Genomic DNA, 20,271 nt, shown 5'->3' with positions numbered 1-20,271 from the left:
GAAGCACATAACAAGAATAATTTGGAGGATGCAAGCGCCTATGCAATATTCATCTCAATTTCTCAGTCGAAAAATTGTGTTTATTGCGGCATGTATGTCGGTTTCGGCATGTTTGCAGATTTTTGCAGAGCATTTTATTTATTGGTCTACACATTTATTGGATGAATTTTGGCGCTTATGGACAGGGCATTGGGTGCATGTGGGCTGGATTCATTATTTACTCAATATGATCGCGTTTGCCTGTTTACCTTTTATTTTTCCGCATGCCAAAGTATGGCACTTTGTGGCGCTTTTGTTGGTACTACCGCCAGCGATTAGTCTGAGTTTCTATTACTTCCTTGCCGATATTGATGCCTATGCAGGACTTTCTGGGGTGTTGCATGGTGCTTATGTGGCGGTGGCATGTGTGCATTTGCTTTATAAAAAAGAACGTGGCTTTGCCACATTGGTCTTGCTGCTTATTTTATCTAAACTGATTTGGGAAAATACCGTGGGCAGTTTGGGTACAGCAGAATTAATCGGGAGTCCTGTATTAGTTGAGGCACATTTATTGGGGGTGATTTGGGGAGTAATTTTTGCACTGGCTTATATTATTTGGGCCTATTGCATTGATCCGCATTAAAATTACATCAAAATGATGGCAAAAAGGGCTCACATAAAATCTCACAATTGACCATTTTTACTTAAAAGAAAATCTATATTGTCATTTTAAAAATAACGACGCTCATGCACATTTAAACTGAATACAAAAATGCTCAATGGAAGATGGACATTCCGTTGAATAAGGATAGACAGAAATTCGAGAGTCTCGGTTTCTGCGCAGAATAAAAACAGGAAAATATATGCACAATAACGGACAACGCAGGTCTGGCTTGGCTTTGCTCAGACATATATGGACAGAATGGATTTCTACATTCGTTATTTTGATCTTGTTGTTACTGACCCTCATTATTGGTACAGGTGAAATGGTACATGGTCAGTTGTTGCGCATGGGTGAACGCCTATATGGTGACCCTGCAACAGGTATGCAATATTCATTTTTACGTGCCGAACCCACTGCACCTGACTGTGAACGCAACCCCGATGTCGATGCGCAAGTACATGCCCAAATGCAAGCCAATGCTGCTGATGAGTTTGCCGATATTTTTGGCACCGCCTCTGAGTCAGATGTCCGCGCTTCAATTTTGGCAGCCAAACAAATTTGTGAAGAAAAATTTCAATTTCATGATCAGGCGATTCAGCATATTCAAGCTCATCCAAGCTTGAAAATGTATCGAACCATTGAAACCTCTTTCTTTGGCATTTTTAAATTTGGTACTGAAAACCGTGCCATTTTATTGGTGTTGATGGTGGTCTTTGCCGCAATCAGTGCCACTTTAAAAACCCATCACATTGGTTTACGTGGCCCTGCGACCAAAATTGACTTCAAGGTGTACTCGACCTTAATGGTGGTGGCGAATGGTTTCTTAACCTCGTCAAGTATCAGTCAATATCGTTCAGTACTCGATTCGGGCGTACCGATGAGTGGCGAAACACAGGTCATTTACTGGATGTGGATGATTCTGTTTGCAACTCTGACTTTGATTAGTTTATTCCAGCTCATTAAGCCACCCGCACCAACCCGTGAAGGCGGTAGTTTAGGTCTTGCTTTCCTGAGTGTGCCTTTGTATGCCTATATGGCAATTAGTACAGGTTTCTCCTTTACCATCCTGATGGATTATCCAATGGGGCAAGGGATTTACTTGGGGCAACTGGTCGAATTCTCCAGTATTTTCCTGAACTTGGCATTGTTTATTTGGGCGGGGATGTTGCTCAAACAAACCCGAATTGTGGATTTGTTCCTGAATATTCTGCGTCCGTGGAATTTGGCACCTGAAACCTTAACCTGGCTGATTCTGATTGCTGCTGCATTACCAACGGCTTATACCGGTGCATCGGGGATTTTTGTCATTGCTGCAGGTGCGATCATTTATAAAGAAGTTTGGAATGCGGGTGGACGACGTCAGTTTGCACTGGCGGCAACAGCTATGTCGGGTTCAATGGGGGTCGTGCTTCGTCCATGCCTATTGATTGTTGTGGTGGCATCGCTGAATAAAGAAGTCACAACGGACATGCTGTATCACTATGGTTTGTATGTGTTCCTACTGACTTCAACCCTATTTTTAGTGATTTCGTTGTTCTTTGCTGAAAATAAATTCCGCATTGCTGCACCGAACATAGCTGCGCCATTGTCCTTACGTGCTTTTGGCCCTGTACTACCATATATCCTCATTTTTGTGTTGATTTGGTTGTTCTATAAATATGCTTTAGACACCAATATGAATGAATTTACTGCACCTGTAATGATGCCGGTTATTTTATTGATGATGGTGTTGTTTGATAAATTGCGCCATGAACCTGCGCCTATTCCAGCGATGGGGCAGTGGGATCAGACTTTAGATCACAAGCCTGTAGCACAACAGACAGCAGCTTCATCTGAGCGCTCATTATTGACTGCACCTGATTCACCATTGCGTCAGTATGGTTTCTTCAAAGCTCTGCATTTATCGACCAGTGAAACGGTGGGACATATTGGGGCATTGGTAATTTTGATGGCGCTTTCAGTCAGTGTAGGTGGCTATTTAGAACGCATTGAAATTATGGAAGCGTTCCCAACCGACATTAGCAGCATCTTTATTGTGATTAGCCTGATTGTTGCCTTGATGATTTTTGTGGGCATGATTATGGATCCATTCGGTGCGGTGATTCTAATTTCTGCAACGGTTGCGCCTGTAGCTTATCAATATGGGATACATCCTGCGCATTTCTGGATGATTACCCTAATTGGTTTTGAATTAGGCTATGTGACGCCACCTGTAGCGCTGAATCACTTATTGGCAAGGCAGTCGATTGGAGATGAAGAAGTCGCTGCAGCCGATGCAGAAGTTCGTCATAAATCGTTCTATTATCGTTATGAGCGTTGGATTTTGCCTATGATTGTGATGCTTCCTGCGATGTTGATTATTGCCTATGCACCGTATGCGTTCAAGCTATTCGGCTGGTATGAATAAGCACATGGATACTTAATCACTGTCATCTTATTATTTAAAAACACCCTGTGGTTCACTACGGGGTGTTTTTTTAATAGGTTGATATGCAGGGAATACAAAGCAGCATTATGAATGCGGGGAGTGGTGATTTAGGTGTTTTTGTAATAGTGGACTGCACAAAATAATGGCAAGTAAAATTAGGGCAAAGCCAATTAAACTAAATAAGTCTGGTGTTTCATGCCAAAAGCTAAAGCCCCAAATCCCTGCAAAAATAATCGCAATGTAATTCACAGGGCCAATTTGTCCTGCAGGGGCAAGACGGTAGGCATTGGACATAAAGATCTGACTGATATTGGCCAGTAATCCTGCGCCAATTAAAAAACTCAACTCTTTTAAGTTGTAGGGGCGCCATGACCAAAACATCGGTACAACAGAAATGAGTGTACCAATCATGCAAAAATAAAACACAATGCGTTCAGGCGGTTCTGTTTGAGTCAGGGCGCGTACTGTGACAAAAGCCATCGCTGCTAAAAAACTGGCACTGAGTCCAATCGCGGACATACTATTAAACATACCCGCATCGGGTTTGGCGACAAATAACACGCCAAATAAACCAATGAACGCAGCCAATAGCATCGGTTTGGTGATTTTTTCTTTAAGGAATAGCCATGCAATTAAGGGAATAAAAATAGGCGATGAATAGGTAAAGACCATCGCATTGGACAGTTTTAGATTGGCAATCGCGTAGAAAAAACCATACATGGCGGTTAAGCCGACCACCGAACGCCAAGTGTGCATACATAACTTTTCAGTTTTAAAAAAGCCCAAGCCTTTATTGAAAATGAGCGGGATAAAAATAAACAAACCAATGAAATTACGGAAAAATACCACTGTGGCATTATCTACCGTTTCTGATGCGTAACGAACGCACACTCCCATGAGTGAAAACAGAAAGGCAGAGCAGGTCAACAGCATAATTGCTTTGAGCAAATTTTGTTGGGCAGAACCAGAAGATGTCATACAAATAAAGCCAGAATAACCTCTGGCTATTCTAGCTTAAATTGGCTACAACACTGACCCTTTATCGTATTTTAAAATGACTGATGTGAAGCAGAGGAGGCTTACTGTGCCAGTTGGGCTTCCAGTATTTTGATTTGTTCTTCTTTCAGTTTAATCAATTCATCGGCATCGTTATGTTGCTGTTTTAATAAGGCACGTTGATCATTCAGCTGATTTTGAATGTCATCTAATTTAGCCACTTCTTCTTTGGCAAGCGCTGCATTCTCAGATACAGGTGCTTTGAGTAAATCTTCTGTGACCAACTGTTTTGGTGCTGCTTCATCTTCTTGCAATGGCGTTGCTTCAGCAGGTACAGCTTTCGCTACAGACGCCGTAGTTGGGGCAGTTTCTATAGGCGCAGTATTGTCGCTATCGCCCATCCATTGAAAGATAAATACGGCAATAATGACAATAATTAACCCACCCGTAATCGCCCATAAAAGCTTAGGGTTATGTCGTTGATCTTCAGTCATGCGTTGTTGAACCTTATTGTTTTACTTTGACTGACGCGGCTTAAACTGGATCACCCCAATTTCATCTGAAACCTCTGGGATTTCAGGTTCATCAATATGTGTTGGACGGTTTTCCGTATAATCACACTCGATGCATTCGATCCATTCAGCTTCGCCAGCGGTGAGCATGACAACCCGATCCATCGCCTGACATTTTGGACATTTTGCGCCTGCAATGAAACGACGTTTAATGGTCATCACGACTCCCCCTAACTTTATCTAAAGTTCTTAGTTTAAGCATTTTTGACTGTGTTCGTCCAACCTTGATGACGTAATAGTGCGTCAATTTTTGGCTCGCGTCCGCGGAAATTGATAAATGCGTCAAGCGCTGAATCTTTTCCGCCAACTGCTAGAATAAGCTGTCTAAACTGCTTGCCAGTTTCGGTGTTAAATAGCCCTTCATTTTCAAAGCGATCAAAGGCATCACTGGCCAAAACCTCTGCCCATTTGTATGAGTAATATCCTGCAGCATAACCGCCTGCGAAAATATGGCTGAAGCTGTGCTGGAAGCGGTTATAAGCTGTAGTTGGTGCAACGGCATAGTTTTGACGAATATCATCTAGCATCGCTTGAATCTGTTCCGCATTTAAAGCAGGGTTGCTGCGGTGAATACTTAAGTCAAATAGGGCAAATTCAATTTGGCGTAGGCTTTGCATTCCCGATTGGAAGAAACGTGCATCTAACAGCGCTTTAAGCAGATGTTCAGGCAGGGTGTCTTGGGTTTCAATATGCGCACTCAGCATATCTAAACTGTCTTGATCCCAAGTCCAGAATTCCATGAATTGGCTTGGTAACTCCACCGCATCCCAAGCGACACCGTGTGTACCTGCCACAGCAATATTATCTACTTCAGTTAGCATGTGATGTAAGCCATGTCCATATTCATGGAATAGGGTGATGACTTCATCATGCGTTAAAAGCGCGGGTTGGTCTGCAACAGGTGGGGTAAAGTTACACACCATATAGCAAATTGGTTTTTGTAAACCTTGTGCCAATTGCATGCGTGAACGGAAACCACTCATCCATGCGCCGCCGCGTTTGCCTGTACGGGCATATAGATCAAAGTAAAAACCACCAATCACTTGACCTTGATCTTCAAGTTCAAAATAACGTGCATCAGGATGCCAAACAGGGGCAGCGCGCTCAATAATATCGACATCGTATAAACGCTTGACGATGCTAAATAGACCTTCAACCACTTTCGGTGCAGGGAAATATGGTTTTAACATTTCTTGTGAAAGGTTAAATTGCTGTAATTTTAATTTTTCAGAATAGTAGCCTGTATCCCACGGTTGTAAGGTATCAATCCCATCTTGGGCGGCAATGGCTTTGAGTTCGGCAATTTCTTGTTCTGCAGGTGCACGAGCATGTTCTGCCAGTTCACGCAGGAATTGATCGACTGCTTCGACACTTGGTGCCATTTTGCTGGCAAGGGATAATTCTGCATAGTTGTTAAAACCGAGCAATTGCGCCATTTCTTGACGTAAACGCAAGATTTCTTCCATGATCGGGGTGTTGTCAAATTCAGACTGGGCTGATTGATCGGACGCGCGAGTAGTGTATGCCTGATACAAGGTTTCGCGCAAAGCACGATCATCGGCATAGGTCATAATGGCTAAATAGGCAGGAATATCCAGTGTTGCCACAGCTTGTTCCAATTCGCGTTGCTGACCATATTGTTTCAGCAATTCAACGCTGCTTGGCGGTAAACCTTTGAGCTGATCTTCGGACAATACTTTGTAATAGGCTTGGGTGGCATCCAACACATGATTGGAAAAGTCTGATGACAGTTGCGATAAACGCGCTGAAATTTCAGCATAGCGTTTTTTAGCTTCACCTTCTAAGGCCACACCTGACAGTTTAAAGTCGCGCAATGCCAGTTGAATTGCGCTTTGTTGTGCAGCAGGCAAATCTTTAAAGGTGTTGGCGTCGTGAATATGTTGATAGCTTTGATACAACACCGTGTGCTGACCCAATTGAGTGTAGTAGTCGCTTAAACTTGGTAACAGCGCCTGATACACTTCACGGGTTTCAGGGTTATTCATGACGGCATTTAAATGTGACAGTACACCCCATGCCTCACTCATATTATTTTCGAGCTGGTCAATCTGTTCCAAAATCTGCAGTTGCGCCGTGGTATTGTCAGGTACAGCCGTAAGCGTATTTAAAAACTGCTGCCCTTGCTGAATGGCGTGTTCAATTTTTTGTTTTAAATCTGCCAGGGTAATTTGATCAAACTGTGGAACAGGTAAAGTTGCTTGCTGTAATTTCATTTTTTGAGTGCCATCTAAATTTCTTTCATGATTTATAGATGTAGGGCTTTTGAGGGCTGAAATCAAGGTGTGCACACAGATTTAGCCGCTTAGACTGATGAATCAGGCACAATAATGTAGTTAAGCTGTTCTGAACCGCTGAAAAAACAAAAAGAGCCGTAGCTCTTTTTGAAGTTTCAAGAAAACAGTACACGCTAATCTAATTTAGACTTGGCATTGGCTTTTTTCTTTTTGACTTTGGTCTTTTTCTTCACTTTGTCTTTAGGCTTGCTTTCAGACTTGGCCGAAGATTTTTTACTGTATGAGCTAGGTTTGCTCTTGGCTTTTTTCTTTGGTACAGGTTGTTCACCGTTTTCACTTAAAGTCGCTTTGCTTGGACGTTCAGAAAAGACTTGTTCAGTGGCTTCACGGCTGATTGGCTTTGCTACACGTGGTGCACGCATACGAACTGCACGGCCTGCATGGGTAAGCTGCTGCATCAATTCAAAATCAATTTTACGGTCTTCTAAATTGACTGCTGCGACTTTAATTTTGACTTCATCGCCCAAGCTAAAGCTTTGACCTCGTGCTTGTCCAATCAGACTTTGGCTGGCTTGGTCAAAGACAAAGAAGTCATCGCCCAATTGGCTAACGTGAATCATGCCATCTACATAAAGGTCTTTAAGCGTTACAAACAGACCAAACTCAGCTACTGCAGAAATGACTCCTACAAACTCTTCACCTAAATGCTGCTGCATATAGTGACATTTTAGCCATGTGGTGACTGAGCGTGAGGCTTCGTCGGCACGACGCTCGGTTGCAGAATAGTGTTCGCCTGCATCATCTAAGGCAGCACCAGACAGTGGAGATGGCTTTTGCTTCAAATGCGCTTTAATGGCACGGTGTAACAATAGGTCAGGGTAGCGACGGATTGGTGAAGTGAAATGCGTGTAGGCATCGTAAGCTAAACCATAGTGACCTGAATTATTGGCGCCATAATAGGCTTGCATCATTGAGCGTAATAACACCGCGTGAATACTTGGTGCATCAATACGATCTTTAGTGGCTTCAATCACCGCTTGATAGTCGGCCTGAGTGGGTTGTTCTGGAAAATGTAGCCCAAGTAATTTGACAAAATCACGGACTTTTTGAATACGTGAAAACTCTGGCGGTTCATGCACACGGTACAGCATCGGCACATCATGTTTGAGTGCATATTCTGCTGCTGCGACGTTGGCGAGTAACATACATTCTTCAATCAGTTTATGCGCATCGTTACGGCTGCGCGGCAAAATTTCTTTAATTCCACCTAACTCATCAAAGATCATGTAGGTTTCAACGGTTTCAAACTCCATGGCATGACGTTCAGCACGTAAACCTTTCAGCACTTGATACAGTTGGAACAGAGTATTTAATGATTTGCGCACCTCCCGATCTTCTGGAATTGCCGCACTATCACCCTCAAAATATTGTGCCACTTGAGTATAGGTTAAACGTGCTTTGGAATGCATGACCGATGGATAAAATTCAAAACCTGTGACACGACCTGCGCGTGACAGTTTTAAATCGCAGACCATACACAAACGGTCAACCTGTGGATTGAGCGAACATAAGCCATTCGATAAAGCTTCAGGCAACATCGGCAATACAAAATGCGGGAAATAGACTGAAGTCCCACGTTCCTGAGCTTCATCATCCAGAGGTTTGCCTGTGCGGACGTAATGGCTGACATCGGCAATTGCGACCACGACACGGTAACCACCGCCTGGACGTTTTTCTGCATATACTGCATCGTCAAAGTCGCGGGCATCTTCACCATCAATAGTCACTAAGGCTAAATCGCGTAAATCAACACGTCCATCACGGTCTTGGGCAGTCGCTTCTTGAAAGCTTTCAGCTTCTTGAATGACATCTTCAGGAAATTCATACGGCAGACCAAATTCTAAAATGGTTTGCGGAATAATAATTTCAGTATCGGCTTTGTCTGCCATCGACTGAATAATATGTCCTGTGGCAAATTCTTCGCGGGTTGGATAGTCGTCAATCGCAATGCGCACAGAATCGCCCAATTTAACTTGGGCATGTTCAATTAATTCTTTTTCAAGGGTAATGGGTTGATGGCTATTTGGCTGGGCAGGCTGAATAAAATATTCACCATCGTATTCTGACAATTTACCAATGATTTGTTTGACACGACGCTGGGTGACTTCGGTAATAAACCCCCATGCCTTGCCTTTACGATCTACCGATGTCTGGCGGACTTTGACTTGATCGCCATTAAACACCAAACGTAGTTCGCGTTCAGGCAATAAAATATCTTCATGACCTGCAATATTGGCTGTGCCTAAACCTTTACTGTTGATGTAAACCGTGGCGTCATGAGTCGGTTGTTCTGCAGCCAGCTGGAACTTGAATCCATCTTTCATGAGCTGACCATCACGTACCATGGCAATTAAACGATGGCTCAGGGCATCAATACTTTTTTGATCGGCAATCGCAAAATGCTCTACCAAGTCTGCATGTGACTGTGCTGCCTGCAAGGTTTCAATGGTTTCTAAGATTAAGGTACGGCTTGGAATAGGATTTTCGTAGCGTTCGGCTTCAGCTTTCGCTTCAGGATCGACCCAATTTTTCATCATGGAATAAACTTCATGTCAGAAGATAGGTTTAGCATAAGTCATGTACGGAAAGACTGCACGTAAATGATTGCAATAATGTGTTTTCTGTCGTTATTTTACGATGTTTCTAGTTTTTGTGCAGCGATTGCCAAAAGTTCAGGCGTAATTCTGGTGATGAATCCTGAAAATTGTTTAAAAAATATTTAATTGAGCAAAAATATGCAAAAATTGTGGTATCGAAGCTTGCAGTGCTAGCACTTAATTTGTATTATGGCGGCACGTTACGGTGAGATGGGTGAGTGGCTGAAACCACGTCCCTGCTAAGGACGCATACGGGTAACTGTATCGAGGGTTCGAATCCCTCTCTCACCGCCACGCTTTACTTATGTCGCGCTCATAGCTCAGCTGGATAGAGCACTTGGCTACGAACTAAGGGGTCGGGAGTTCGAATCTCTCTGAGCGCACCAATAAGTAAACCGAACAGTAACGTATCGCCTAAATTGGCACACAAGTAATGCGCTCATAGCTCAGCTGGATAGAGCACTTGGCTACGAACTAAGGGGTCGGGAGTTCGAATCTCTCTGAGCGCACCAACTTGAACAATCAACCGCTTAAATGCGGTTTTTTTGTGCCTGAAATTTAGTAAACTCAAACAATAATCAGTTTATTAAAAAGAATAGCGTACTCATGGTTTTACGTTAAAATTCTTTTGAATCGTCCAATATCTGTGCATTTGATTGCAAAATGATGAATTAATACTTAACAGCCAGAAAAAAACACGTATAATGCACCCCATCAAGTCGTCGCGCTCATAGCTCAGCTGGATAGAGCACTTGGCTACGAACTAAGGGGTCGGGAGTTCGAATCTCTCTGAGCGCACCAACTTGAAATAAAAAACCGCACTTTTGATGCGGTTTTTTTGCATCTACACTATCTAAAAATGATGAAATTTCTGTGTCAAAAGCATGACCATTGTTTTACGTCTGGCTTTGAGCGAATAAACACGAAAAAAATAAGGAAAGTGCTCAATCTAGTGTAAGATTTAGCTCAATTTGAATGACTTGATGATGAGCTTATGTCTGACACGCAGCCAGCATTGTCTTTGCGCTATTTTTTAAATTTAGAAGAATCTCAAGACGGCTTTGCCCTTGCGACTTTTGGTAAAAAACAATTCACTCGTTTTATTACACCGCTGATTAGTGTGGCGATTATTGCTTGGGGCTTTTATTTGGGCTTCGATGGGGTAGGTCGCTATTATGTTGCACTCGGTGCTTTCTTTTTAATCTTGCAAACTTTAATGCGTTATTGGTTTTTGCCAATGATGTTTAAACGCCAGTTTGTAAAATACCAATTTGGAAAAAGCGAGCAAGGCATTGATTTATTTCAGGACTATGCCGAGCTGTATGCCAATGGTCGTAAACAGGTATTTCATTATAACGAGGTGCAAAATTTCGCTGTGGGTAAACTCACCTATATGCTGGAATTAAAAAATCGTACAGTGGTGATTGTACCGAAACGTGCATTTAATCTGCCTGCAGAACAAACGGTTTTTGAAAATACTTTTAAAAAGTAAGTTCTAATTTTCCCAATTTACGAGTTATTTGAGGATGATCATGAGTACACGTCCATCTAAAATTGTCTGTGTCGGTCGCAGTTATGCAGACCATGCCAAAGAATTAGGTAATGCTGTACCTGATCATCCTGTGTTATTTATTAAACCGCCAAGCAGTTTACGCAGTTTAAGTGATGGTATTTCTTGGAATAAAGTCTGGGGCAATTGTCATTATGAGTGTGAGCTGAGTTTACGTATTGATCAGCCATTAAATGCAGAAACAGACCCTGCCAAAGTGCTAGATGCTGTAGGTGCAATGACTTTGGGCTTGGATTTAACCTTGCGTGAATTGCAGGATGAACTCAAGAAAAAAGGTCAGCCGTGGGAACGTGCTAAGGCCTTTGATGGTTCTTGTGTGTTGGCAGACTGGGTGGATGTATCAGAAATTCAGGACTGGAAAAACGTGCATTATAGTTTAGACATAAATGATGAGCTACGTCAGCAAGGTGACACCAGTTTATTGATTTTTGATATTGCTACGTTGTTGGCAGATATTAACCAAGTGTTTAGTTTAGAGCCTGGAGATGTGGTGATGACAGGCACACCCGCAGGAGTGGCAGCATTACAGTCGGGCGATCAGTTGAAGATGACCTTACAAGGACGTACTCAGGCATTTGTCTGGACGACTTTTGTAAAATAAATAGTGGTGTAAACGGTGATGTCATCAAAAGATGAGTATCACCGTTTTGTACTTGCTTTTAAATCCAATGGTTATACTTTCAGTAAATGCTGAAATTTACTGCGTAATTTATTCAGTTTCGGTGGAATGGAAAAATTGCAGTAGCCCTGATTTGGATTTTTGGCAAAGAAATTCTGATGATAGTCTTCTGCAGGGTAAAATTCAGGTGCTGCACTGAGTTCAGTCACAACATTCACACCTTCAGCTTGTAAGGCTGCAATCATCTCGGCGGCAGCTTGTTGCTGTGTAGCATCTAAATAATAAATCACAGAGCGGTATTGTGTGCCGACATCATTGCCCTGACGGTTTAATGTGGTTGGGTCGTGTGTGGCAAAAAACACCTCAAGTAATTGTGAATAGCTGATCTGCTGCTCATCAAAATCAATCAAAATGACTTCTGCATGTCCGCTGTCGCCACGGCAAATATCTTCATAGCTTGGGTTTAAGGTATGTCCGCCTGCATAACCGCTGGTGACTTTTTCTACGCCTTGCAGTTGTAAAAATACGGCTTCGACACACCAGAAACATCCGCCACCAAACAATGCTTGTTGCATGATTTTGTCCTTATATTTTATGAATCAACCATTTTAAGCATATTTATGGTTAGACTTAGACATTAACGTACAGCCGTTGGTGTTTCAAATTGAATGAGTAAATTTCCATGACGATCTAGCAATTTTAGAGTTTTGCCATAGACCTGATAATGTGTCACTTTATTCAGGGCTTCATGAAATTTCTGATCTAAGTTGTTGTTATTTAAGCAAGCCATTCGCGTGGTCGCCAATTGACCCAATTGTAGGGTGTCACGTCCTGCGGTATAGCTAGCGTTGATTCGGTTACAACTATCTGAACCTGAGACTGTTTGTGTGGTGGCATCAAAGTTTAAATATGGCAAGTTTTGGCGGTTTGCTGCAGTATTTAACATACTGTTGCCCAATTGCGTAGCCGTCCATGTACGTTGTACCAAGTTAGCTTGATTGATTGCGGTAATTTGGCTGGTGCTCGTTTGAGTTGGCATATTTTCACATCCAGAGAAAAGCATGACTGAAGCAAATATTGCGATACCAAAAGATTTTTTGAACATGGGATGCTCACTTATTTTTAGGAAATTGTTGCTATCTAAACAAATTATGCATGATTGCTCTAGTTGAATTTGTAGCTTTGCTGCAATTTTGTTGAGGATACTTGGCATTCTATGGTTGTGCTGATGTTAGCAGAACCAAATGACCAAAATAGGTCAAGGCATTACTTTGGTTTGATAGGTCGGGTAGTGATAGGTGGTTGCCTGCTTTGGCACAGCATCAAGCTGTACACCTTCGCGAATCAGACTGGAAAAGTCCTGACTGTGGATATCTTTTAAGTTTTCCACACGTGGATTAATATGCGCCTGTTGATACCAAGTTGGCATATCCCAGCGATGATCTAATGCCTGTAAGTCGTACAGATAATTAGGTAAATAGCCCGAAGCAAACAGACGGTAGTCGGCAGGGAAGCGCTTTTGGGATACGGCCTGAATCATATCAAACAACAGTGTGGTGCAATTACTGGTCAAAGTGTTGTACCAACGTGGCTTAGCTGCCAAAGCATCGGCTTTACGCAGATATTCCTGAAACAAAGCCTGCGCTTCTTGAGGGGTCATCTGAATTGGGAAAAAGTAAACTTGCTCACCCCGAATATTACTGCGGGTGTAGATAATATCTTTTTCATCGGCAGCGACTAGACTCAGTTCATATTGTCGAAAAAAGCCACCAATTGCAGAAAACTCTTCGTGTTTTTCTTTACGAATTTCAATGGAAAAAGTCAGAGGTGCTTGATTTTCAAAGTCGAAGCTGACAAGGGTGTGGGCAATTTTAGGTCCCATCCAATATGAAGTGATAATATTCACCCCAGTAATCTGTTTGAGATTAAATTGGCGGGTTTCCCAGTGTTCGGTATAGCTGCCATCGGCATGCCAGTCAAAATTACGGACATTGTGCAGCGTGACCTGATCTTGTACTTGTTCATAATGCAGCATACGTGCGACTTCAGGGTTCCAGTCACGGTCTTGCTTGGCATCCATCCCAAAATACCAGAACAGCCCCAAAGCAAAACCCAATAGATAAACCAGAATATCTTGATTGCGGCTTAGTAAATGTTGAGTGATATAAATGCCCAAAATGCTGAGCGTAAAAGCCAGCCAAGTTCCAATCAGCACACGGGTCATCAGCCAACCCAAAGGCTGATGAATCCATAAGGCCATACTCAGCCAAATAGAAGAAAGAATGACACCTAGACTGAAGATGAAATGCAGCATCCGCCATTCCTGAGGCAAGTTAAATTCCGTTTAAGTCATCATAATCAAAGATTGCCAAAGCTGTCAGCATTATTTTTGGTAGCGGGCAAACTCAAAGGCAATGCCTGATTTTTCATCGACATGCTGTTCAGAGGCTACTTTTTTAAACTCAGCTGGAATGGCCGGATAATACGCATCGCCTTGTACATCCAGTTCGATATGGGTCAGTTCCAGACGGTCAGCGATCGGCATGGTTTGGCTAAAAATTTCACCACCACCAATAATAAATAAAGTGTTTGGTTTTTCTGAGGCTTGAACATCGGCAACGGCTTGTTGCAAGGCATCTTCAATGCTATGCGCCACTTTTGTGCCTTCAAATGCCCAGTTTGGGTCGCGGGTAATCACCCAATTGACACGTTTAGGCAGGGTGCGTCCCGTCGACTCCAAGGTTTTGCGTCCCATAATCACCACGCCACCTTGGGTGATTTCTTTGAAGTGTTTTAAGTCTGCCGAAATATGCCACGGCAATTGGTTACCCTGACCAATGCAGCGTTGTTGATCCATAGCGACTACGTGTACAACTTCTAAATTTTGAAATGACATAATTAGGCTCGTATTTTCTTAGTCTGCCAAGCATCTTTTGGGGACGTTGGGGCAATTTAAATGTTGAGATGATAAATCTAGCAACAGGCAATTAAACAGCGACAGGTGCTTTAATTGCAGGATGTGAATCATAGCCTACAATTTCAATATCTTCAAATTTAAAATCAAAAATATCTTTAACTTCAGGATTCAATTTTAACTGGCATAAAGCCATTGGCTCCCGACTGAGCTGTAACTGTGCCTGTTCAAAGTGGTTGGTATATAAATGGGTATCACCACCTGTCCAGACAAAATCCCCTACTTCTAAATCACAGACTTGTGCAATCATGTGGGTCAGCAAAGCATAGCTGGCAATATTAAAGGGTACACCTAAAAATACATCGGCACTGCGTTGATACAACTGACATGAAAGTTTGCCGTTGTGTACAAAAAACTGGAACAGGGTATGACAAGGAGGTAACGCCACTTGTCCTGCTTCTTGCGGGTTCCAGCCCGACACAATCAAACGACGTGAATTTGGATTGGTTTTAATTTCATTGATTAACCACGCAATTTGGTCAAAACCATCTTGCTCATACAAACCATCAGCTTTTTGAGTGGCACCAAAGTTACGCCATTGATGTCCATACACAGGGCCAAGTTCACCTTCAGGACGACCAAAGCGTGCAGTTTGTTCTGCAGTAGACCATTCATCCCAAATGCTGACTTTATGTTCTTGTAGGTATTTGACGTTGGTATCACCTTTTAAAAACCATAACAATTCAATCACGATAGAACGGAAATGCACTTTTTTGGTGGTGAGCAGGGGAAAGCCTTGCGCTAGGTCAAATCGCATTTGATGCCCAAACACTGAACGCGTGCCAGTTCCAGTACGGTCGCCTTTATCGCCACCATGGTCAAGAATATGTTGGAGTAGGTCTAAATACTGGCGCATAGCGTTCTCTGGTCAAGCAAAAGTGAATATTTTGTGGGCTGGGCCATTCTAGGCTCAATAAATCAGAAAGAATAATAGCAGAGTTTTTAAAGTTGTGACTTTATTGTGTGTCGGAAGCTTGATGTTGATGCAGCAAAGACAACGGTGAAAACAGACAAATGGCCAAAGCGGTAAAGCCAATGCCTTGTGCACCTGAAATTAAGATTTCGCCATGTTGGATTTGCATAAAAATCAATGCGAGTAACAAAGCCAGTGGAATCCAAGTCAATAGTCGTGCTAACCAACCTGTTGGATGTAGCGCAGTAAAATGAATTTTGCAGTAACGACAAATTAAAAAAACAAGACCTGCAGCCAGAAACATTAAAATCGCATCGAGCTTTAAGGGTTCTAAAAGATATAACGCGGTGGTGACCAACGCGATTAGCAGCAGCAGGGCAATTTTCTTTTTGACGGTAATCTGTGGGTTAAACCAAAATTCAAGCATGTGAGATATTGATGTCTGAAAAGTATAAGTATTAGATGGCACTGTAGCATAAAAAAGGCGAAGATTAACTTCGCCTGAATAGATGAAAGCTGCATGTAAATGGATAGCGGTTTAGCTATTTTTATGCGGACCCCAATCATAAATTTTCTTTTGATAGGCATACCACATCATCCAGATACCGACCAAAATCATTGGCAAGCTCAGGAATTGTCCCTTACTCATCCATGCAATAAAGAGCTGACCATGATCGGGTTCGCGGAAAAATTCGACAACAAAGCGTGCCAAACCATAACCAATCAGGAATAGGGCAGACACTGCCATGCGTGGACGTGGCTTGGAGCTAAACCACCACAGTACAATAAACAGGATTAGACCTTCACATAAGGCTTGATACAATTGCGATGGATGACGTACCAATTGTAAAGGATCGGTCGGGAAAATCATCCCCAAAGCAAAATTCGGATCGGTCACAGGGCGACCATATAATTCACCACCAATAAAGTTACCAATACGACCAAACATTAGACCTGTAGGTACACATGGGGCAATAAAATCCAAGGTTTGAAACCACGTCATTTTGTATTTTTTACACCAGAACAGCATGGCTAAAATCACGCCCAGAAAGCCGCCATGGAAACTCATGCCGCCTGTCCAGACTTGGAATAACCACAGTGGATTTTCCAAAAATTGTTCAAAGCCGTAGAAAAACACATAACCGACACGTCCACCAATCACCACGCCCAAAGCGCCGTAAAAGATCAGGTCGGAAACCATGTCTGGTGTCCATCCACGCTGTTTGGCACGGTAAGTTGCCAAACCCCATGCAAATAAAAATGCCAGTAAATACATCAAGCCATACCAATGGACTTGCAAAGGCCCGAGCGAAATAGCAACGGGGTCAATATTTGGATAGGTGAGCATTCCTGTTCCTTGTGATTCTGTTTTGCACAGATTTTAGCTGAATGTGATGAAAAATGTTGTACATTCAATGTGTAAAGATCAAGAGTTTAAATTATGTGTATTGTGGCATTGGCTTGGCAGGTCTTGACAGACACACCACTGTGTTTGATTTCAAATCGAGATGAGTTCTATCGGCGTCCGACAGCAGCACTGGCAGCATGGTCTGATAGTCCAATTGTTGCAGGGCAAGATTTAGAATCGGGCGGTACGTGGATGGGCATTACCCCATCGGGACGCTGGGCTGTGATTACCAATTATCGTGATGCGAATGATGTTCGTGAATATCCAACTTCACGTGGGCATATTATTCAGGCTTTTTTAGAATCTGAGCAAACGCCTATCCGTTTTGCGCAAGCCTTAGAAAAACAGCAATGTGAATATGCAGGTTTTAATTTATTTGTGGGTGACACCACTCAGGCGGTGTACATGAGTAACCGTGGAGAAGCGCCGCAGGTTTTAGCTAAAGGCGTTTATGTGGTGTCGAATGGATTGATGAGTGACCCTTGGGAGAAAACTGCACGCTTACGCAAACGCTTTACGCAGGAGTTTTTACCGATGCTGCAATTGCCTGATCTTGCAACGGCAGAGCTAAATGCTGCGGCGTGGGATATTTTGCAAGATGAACGCAAAGTTGCATCTGAATTGTTACCGCAAACAGGGATTTCATTGGAGATGGAAGCGTTGTTGTCATCGACTTTTATTCAAAGTCCACTTTACGGTACACGTTGTTCCAATTTTTTACGTATGCAGGCGCAGCAATTTACATGGCTGGAAAAAACACAATATGGTGAGCAAAAGGGAGATATTGTGCAGCAACAGTTGAACATTGAGGCATAAAAAATGCCGACGTGATGTCGGCATTTTTAATTTATGGATGTTATCCAGCAATTGCTTTGCCGTCTTTACGGGTGATGACAACCGTTGCTGAACGAGGACGTGCAGTTTTATTGTTCATGTCAGTTTGTGTTGCAGGCCAATGGCTGCTTGGCGCATCAAAACTCTTTGAATCTTCACCTGGGTGCTGAACGTTAATAAAGATTGCTTTGTAGTCAGGTGTCATGGTTACACCTGTAATTTCACATTCTTTTGGCCCAACAAGGAAGCGACGTAAGTTTTTATCGGTGACTTGAGCACCAGCAATTGTACTTTGATCACCAACAGTTTTTACAACACCGCCATCACCAACTTGACCAGGTAGTGCTGCTAACATCATACAGTTTGTAACATCTGTATATGCGCCATCATCTGTTTGAATCCAAAGAACACCACGTGGGTCAAACCACATACCATCTGGACTTGAGAAGTCGTTTGCATCGCTTAAATTAGAAAGGTTAATTGTCGGATCCATACTTGCTTCAGCACCAAATAGATAGATATCCCATTCAAATGATGTTGCTGCAGTATTCTCTTCTTTAAAGCGGATAATATGACCATTGACGTTACCTTTACCACCTTCAGGATCGGTGTAGTTACGTGGGTTTGCAGGATCTGTTGCATAGCTTGAACCACGGTTCGAGTTATTGGTTAAAGTCACGTACACTTCACCATTTTCAGGGTTTACAGCAACCCATTCTGGACGATCCATTTTTGTAGCTCCTACAGCATCTGCTGCAAGACGAGCAAAAGTAAGGACATCCGCTTGTGAGCTAAATGGGTAAATAGCGTTTGTTCCGGTTAAGCCATTTTTACCATAAGCCAGTTCAATCCACTCTCCTGTGCCTGATGCATTAAATTTAGCGACATAGAATTTCCCTGAATTCATATATTTGTCGCCAGCTCGATAGCCACCATTCACATCTTTAGGATCCCATGTTGCATCTGATACAAATTTGTAGATGTACTCACCGCGCGAGTCATCGCCCATATAGAATGCAAATTTTTGCCCTTCAATTGCGCGGCTGGCGCGACAGTCTTCGTGAGCAAAACGACCTAATGCAGTACGTTTTACTGGGTTTGAGCGGCTATCGAATGGATCAATTTCTACAATCCAGCCAAATGTATTTGGCGCATTACGATAGTCTTGAGTTGCAGACTCTTTGGTTACGTTAGCAGCCCAACGATCATACATGTCTTGAGATTCAAAACCGGCTACTGCTGTTTCCCAACCATAGCGTGAAGATTTATTCAAATACACGATGCGATCTTGCTCATCGCGTTCTGGAATTTTTTTACCATCGGCATCTAAAATATAAATGATGTTGTTTTTCGCATCACGTTTAACACTACCGTCTGCATTTTTTTCAGTTTGATAAGAGATCTCTAAGCCTAAGCCATAGCGTTTAAGTGCTATTTTTTCAGCTTCACTACGGGCTGAGTATTGGTCTGTACCTGAGCGTTGGAAATAACCAATAAAATTTTCTTCAGCAGTTAAATAAGTGCCCCATGGTGTATAACCATTACCACAGTTATTTTGTGTGCCTCGAGTTTGACGACCAGCGGGAGAGAATGCTGTGTGCAGTAATGGAGAACCAGCTACAGGCCCTGCAAAATCCATGACAGTCGAAGCTGTAATACGACGGTTAAATGGTGATGACTTCACAATCTCTACAGCTTGAGTTTCAGCATTTTTCTTAATATGAACGACTGAAACACCGTGTGCATTTACTTCACGAATCACTTCATCTTCTGGGCGACGTCCATCCTTTTTAGTTGCGCCTTTTGGATGTAAGAAGGTTTGGTTGATATATTCGTGGTTCAAAACCAATAAGCCATGATCTGATGCATTTTCATCATAACGACCAGTTTTAGTACTTAAGCCAAAATAGCTCATGCCATCGTGACAGTCACCAGAGCGGAATTGGAAACTTGGGCCAGATGGAACATCTGCATCTGCATTCCAATTGCTATAAGAAGGATTGATTGAGTCACCTAAAGCATATAATACAGTTGCTTGGTAACCTTCAGGAACAGTAACAATATCATTTAAATTTTTATCTACAGCTTTAAATGTTAATGTTTCAGGCTTGGTATTGGGTTCTTCTTTACTTGTTGGTGGTGTTACATTTGTATCTTCATCATCATCACTACATGCAGATAAAGAAGAAGCTAAAGCTAAAGCTGCTGCACCGCTTGCAGTTTTTTTAATTAAACTGCGACGGCTCATGCGTTGTTCTAGAATGTCACGAAAGTGCGTATTGTCTGAAGTGTTATTATCTAACTCTTGATCTTCATTGTAAGGCATAAAATCAGTCATTTTTTTTCCTAGCAAATTGCTTAGTCGTTTGAAAGTTATATGTAAATTAGTGGCTAAACATGAC

At 42.5% G+C, this 20,271-nt stretch carries 18 protein-coding genes and 4 tRNA genes; 9 read left to right on the top strand and 13 right to left on the bottom strand.

Annotated elements, in window-relative coordinates; all coding sequences use genetic code 11:
- The first annotated feature begins 40 nt into the window (after positions 1–40).
- Positions 41–622 carry a rhombosortase gene (gene rrtA / locus C3Y93_RS07630; RefSeq protein ID WP_104853260.1) on the top strand — a complete coding sequence of 194 codons (582 nt, stop codon included), beginning with the start codon at positions 41–43 and terminating at the stop codon, positions 620–622.
- Between the two features lie 220 nt (positions 623–842).
- Complete coding sequence (locus C3Y93_RS07625; protein ID WP_104852581.1) at positions 843–3,050, top strand: TRAP transporter large permease subunit; 2,208 nt, start codon at positions 843–845, stop codon at positions 3,048–3,050.
- 105 nt (positions 3,051–3,155) lie between these two features.
- On the opposite strand, the gene C3Y93_RS07620 is transcribed toward C3Y93_RS07625, so the two are convergent.
- The 5 genes from C3Y93_RS07620 to rnr all read right to left on the bottom strand — a co-directional run bounded on the left by C3Y93_RS07620 (position 3,156) and on the right by rnr (position 9,491).
- The gene (locus C3Y93_RS07620; RefSeq protein ID WP_104852580.1) at positions 3,156–4,049 is read right to left on the bottom strand and encodes a DMT family transporter; all 894 of its coding nucleotides are present in this window, start codon (positions 4,047–4,049) and stop codon (positions 3,156–3,158) included.
- 101 nt (positions 4,050–4,150) lie between these two features.
- Entirely contained in the window at positions 4,151–4,561 is a 411-nt protein-coding gene (locus C3Y93_RS07615) for a hypothetical protein (protein WP_104852579.1), read from the bottom strand.
- A 21-nt stretch (positions 4,562–4,582) separates the two neighbouring features.
- Positions 4,583–4,792, bottom strand: coding sequence for a YheV family putative zinc ribbon protein (locus tag C3Y93_RS07610; protein WP_171062592.1), 210 nt, complete (start codon positions 4,790–4,792; stop codon positions 4,583–4,585).
- Positions 4,793–4,833: 41 nt separating this feature from the next.
- Positions 4,834–6,873 (bottom strand): M3 family metallopeptidase, encoded by a 2,040-nt coding sequence (locus tag C3Y93_RS07605; protein WP_104852578.1) that lies wholly within the window; start codon positions 6,871–6,873, stop codon positions 4,834–4,836.
- 194 nt (positions 6,874–7,067) lie between these two features.
- Positions 7,068–9,491 (bottom strand): ribonuclease R, encoded by a 2,424-nt coding sequence (rnr, locus tag C3Y93_RS07600; RefSeq protein WP_104852577.1) that lies wholly within the window; start codon positions 9,489–9,491, stop codon positions 7,068–7,070.
- A gap of 264 nt (positions 9,492–9,755) precedes the next feature.
- On the opposite strand from rnr, the gene C3Y93_RS07595 reads away from it, so the two are divergent.
- The 6 genes from C3Y93_RS07595 (at position 9,756) to C3Y93_RS07570 (ending at position 11,722) form a co-directional block, all read left to right on the top strand.
- Positions 9,756–9,845, top strand: a tRNA-Ser gene (locus C3Y93_RS07595).
- Between the two features lie 15 nt (positions 9,846–9,860).
- Positions 9,861–9,937, top strand: a tRNA-Arg gene (locus C3Y93_RS07590).
- A 49-nt stretch (positions 9,938–9,986) separates the two neighbouring features.
- Positions 9,987–10,063, top strand: a tRNA-Arg gene (locus tag C3Y93_RS07585).
- 212 nt (positions 10,064–10,275) lie between these two features.
- A tRNA-Arg gene (locus C3Y93_RS07580) sits at positions 10,276–10,352 on the top strand.
- Positions 10,353–10,545: 193 nt separating this feature from the next.
- The gene (locus tag C3Y93_RS07575) at positions 10,546–11,043 is read left to right on the top strand and encodes a YcxB family protein (RefSeq protein WP_096901373.1); all 498 of its coding nucleotides are present in this window, start codon (positions 10,546–10,548) and stop codon (positions 11,041–11,043) included.
- A 40-nt stretch (positions 11,044–11,083) separates the two neighbouring features.
- Positions 11,084–11,722, top strand: a complete 639-nt coding sequence (locus tag C3Y93_RS07570; protein ID WP_104852576.1) for a fumarylacetoacetate hydrolase family protein — start codon at positions 11,084–11,086, stop codon at positions 11,720–11,722.
- A gap of 71 nt (positions 11,723–11,793) precedes the next feature.
- Here C3Y93_RS07570 and msrA read toward each other — a convergent pair whose 3' ends face one another.
- From msrA to lgt, 7 genes are all read right to left on the bottom strand, one after another.
- Positions 11,794–12,315: a peptide-methionine (S)-S-oxide reductase MsrA gene (msrA, locus tag C3Y93_RS07565; protein WP_004974785.1), complete on the bottom strand. Its 522-nt coding sequence runs from the start codon at positions 12,313–12,315 to the stop codon at positions 11,794–11,796.
- 62 nt (positions 12,316–12,377) lie between these two features.
- Entirely contained in the window at positions 12,378–12,845 is a 468-nt protein-coding gene (locus C3Y93_RS07560; RefSeq protein ID WP_104852575.1) for an META domain-containing protein, read from the bottom strand.
- Between the two features lie 153 nt (positions 12,846–12,998).
- On the bottom strand, positions 12,999–14,054 hold the full coding sequence (locus C3Y93_RS07555) for a DUF4105 domain-containing protein (RefSeq protein ID WP_104852574.1): 1,056 nt from the start codon (positions 14,052–14,054) through the stop codon (positions 12,999–13,001).
- A gap of 69 nt (positions 14,055–14,123) precedes the next feature.
- Complete coding sequence (locus C3Y93_RS07550; RefSeq protein WP_104852573.1) at positions 14,124–14,636, bottom strand: dihydrofolate reductase; 513 nt, start codon at positions 14,634–14,636, stop codon at positions 14,124–14,126.
- Positions 14,637–14,727: 91 nt separating this feature from the next.
- Positions 14,728–15,570, bottom strand: a complete 843-nt coding sequence (thyA, locus tag C3Y93_RS07545) for a thymidylate synthase (RefSeq protein WP_104852572.1) — start codon at positions 15,568–15,570, stop codon at positions 14,728–14,730.
- Between the two features lie 100 nt (positions 15,571–15,670).
- A complete protein-coding gene (locus C3Y93_RS07540; protein WP_104852571.1) occupies positions 15,671–16,054 on the bottom strand; it encodes an AzlD domain-containing protein in 384 nt (127 codons plus the stop codon).
- Positions 16,055–16,165: 111 nt separating this feature from the next.
- On the bottom strand, positions 16,166–16,975 hold the full coding sequence (gene lgt / locus C3Y93_RS07535) for a prolipoprotein diacylglyceryl transferase (RefSeq protein ID WP_104852570.1): 810 nt from the start codon (positions 16,973–16,975) through the stop codon (positions 16,166–16,168).
- 93 nt (positions 16,976–17,068) lie between these two features.
- On the opposite strand from lgt, the gene C3Y93_RS07530 reads away from it, so the two are divergent.
- A complete protein-coding gene (locus tag C3Y93_RS07530) occupies positions 17,069–17,851 on the top strand; it encodes an NRDE family protein (protein ID WP_004974805.1) in 783 nt (260 codons plus the stop codon).
- Between the two features lie 40 nt (positions 17,852–17,891).
- Here C3Y93_RS07530 and C3Y93_RS07525 read toward each other — a convergent pair whose 3' ends face one another.
- Positions 17,892–20,207: a PhoX family protein gene (locus C3Y93_RS07525; protein ID WP_104852569.1), complete on the bottom strand. Its 2,316-nt coding sequence runs from the start codon at positions 20,205–20,207 to the stop codon at positions 17,892–17,894.
- Positions 20,208–20,271: the final 64 nt, after the last annotated feature.

The sequence above is a fragment of the Acinetobacter sp. SWBY1 genome (genome assembly GCF_002946595.1).
GTDB lineage: Bacteria > Pseudomonadota > Gammaproteobacteria > Pseudomonadales > Moraxellaceae > Acinetobacter > Acinetobacter towneri.
The sequence above is the reverse complement of the archived record's forward strand: the minus strand, read 5'-3'. Positions and strand labels throughout refer to the sequence as shown.

What these genes read in the sequence shown, in the direction of transcription:
- C3Y93_RS07570 (WP_104852576.1), top strand. Translation starts at nt 11,084, where the DNA reads ATGAGTACACGTCCATCTAAAATTGTCTGTGTCGGTCGCAGTTATGCA.
- C3Y93_RS07525 (WP_104852569.1), bottom strand. Translation starts at nt 20,207, where the DNA reads ATGACTGATTTTATGCCTTACAATGAAGATCAAGAGTTAGATAATAAC.
- C3Y93_RS07575 (WP_096901373.1), top strand. Translation starts at nt 10,546, where the DNA reads ATGTCTGACACGCAGCCAGCATTGTCTTTGCGCTATTTTTTAAATTTA.
- rrtA (WP_104853260.1), top strand. Translation starts at nt 41, where the DNA reads ATGCAATATTCATCTCAATTTCTCAGTCGAAAAATTGTGTTTATTGCG.
- rnr (WP_104852577.1), bottom strand. Translation starts at nt 9,491, where the DNA reads ATGATGAAAAATTGGGTCGATCCTGAAGCGAAAGCTGAAGCCGAACGC.
- C3Y93_RS07605 (WP_104852578.1), bottom strand. Translation starts at nt 6,873, where the DNA reads ATGAAATTACAGCAAGCAACTTTACCTGTTCCACAGTTTGATCAAATT.
- thyA (WP_104852572.1), bottom strand. Translation starts at nt 15,570, where the DNA reads ATGCGCCAGTATTTAGACCTACTCCAACATATTCTTGACCATGGTGGC.
- C3Y93_RS07615 (WP_104852579.1), bottom strand. Translation starts at nt 4,561, where the DNA reads ATGACTGAAGATCAACGACATAACCCTAAGCTTTTATGGGCGATTACG.
- C3Y93_RS07620 (WP_104852580.1), bottom strand. Translation starts at nt 4,049, where the DNA reads ATGACATCTTCTGGTTCTGCCCAACAAAATTTGCTCAAAGCAATTATG.
- lgt (WP_104852570.1), bottom strand. Translation starts at nt 16,975, where the DNA reads ATGCTCACCTATCCAAATATTGACCCCGTTGCTATTTCGCTCGGGCCT.
- C3Y93_RS07550 (WP_104852573.1), bottom strand. Translation starts at nt 14,636, where the DNA reads ATGTCATTTCAAAATTTAGAAGTTGTACACGTAGTCGCTATGGATCAA.
- C3Y93_RS07555 (WP_104852574.1), bottom strand. Translation starts at nt 14,054, where the DNA reads ATGCTGCATTTCATCTTCAGTCTAGGTGTCATTCTTTCTTCTATTTGG.
- C3Y93_RS07625 (WP_104852581.1), top strand. Translation starts at nt 843, where the DNA reads ATGCACAATAACGGACAACGCAGGTCTGGCTTGGCTTTGCTCAGACAT.
- C3Y93_RS07540 (WP_104852571.1), bottom strand. Translation starts at nt 16,054, where the DNA reads ATGCTTGAATTTTGGTTTAACCCACAGATTACCGTCAAAAAGAAAATT.
- C3Y93_RS07530 (WP_004974805.1), top strand. Translation starts at nt 17,069, where the DNA reads ATGTGTATTGTGGCATTGGCTTGGCAGGTCTTGACAGACACACCACTG.
- C3Y93_RS07560 (WP_104852575.1), bottom strand. Translation starts at nt 12,845, where the DNA reads ATGTTCAAAAAATCTTTTGGTATCGCAATATTTGCTTCAGTCATGCTT.
- msrA (WP_004974785.1), bottom strand. Translation starts at nt 12,315, where the DNA reads ATGCAACAAGCATTGTTTGGTGGCGGATGTTTCTGGTGTGTCGAAGCC.